The 592-nt window shown below is 49.3% G+C and carries 1 protein-coding gene; it reads right to left on the reverse strand.

What is annotated here, in order from left to right:
* On the reverse strand, positions 1-592 hold a 592-nt coding region (locus R7190_RS29050), incomplete at both ends, for a magnesium transporter (RefSeq protein WP_318138091.1).

Genomic DNA, 592 nt, shown 5'->3' on the forward strand with positions numbered 1-592 from the left:
GATTGGAACCACAATCCGGCTAACCCGCCGATAATCAGTGCCCAAGCAATGCCGTTCAGAGCTCCAATACCCAGTTCATTTTTCAATAGCTTGAAACGGTTACCTGGAGTGATCTGATTAAGCGCCATCGCACGAACCATCAGAGTGAGCGTTTGGCTGCCCGCGATGCCACCCATCGATGCAACGATTGGCATGAGCACGGCCAAAGCCACCACTTGAGCAATCACATCTTCAAACAGTCCGATAGTGACAGAGGCTAAAATTGCAGTCAGCAAATTGATGCCCAACCACACGCCACGTTTTTGTGAGCTTTTTAGTACTGGCGCAAATAAGTCATCGCCTTCATCCATACCAGTACCGGCCATTAAGCGCGCTTCGTAGATTTCTCGTTGCGTACTTAATGCAAATTGCCAATCGACCTCACCAATGAGAGTTTGGTCAGCATCTGTTACGGGGAGCGCGGGTAGGGCGCTATGCTCTAACGCCTCTACCGCCTCTGGCAGTGTCATTTTGCTGTCCAACACGGTAACGGTTTCAATCTCAAGTGTTTTCAAACGCACGCCTGAATCACTTCTTAAGATCTCGTAATAGT

Source organism: Vibrio sp. 1078-1 (assembly GCF_033340475.1).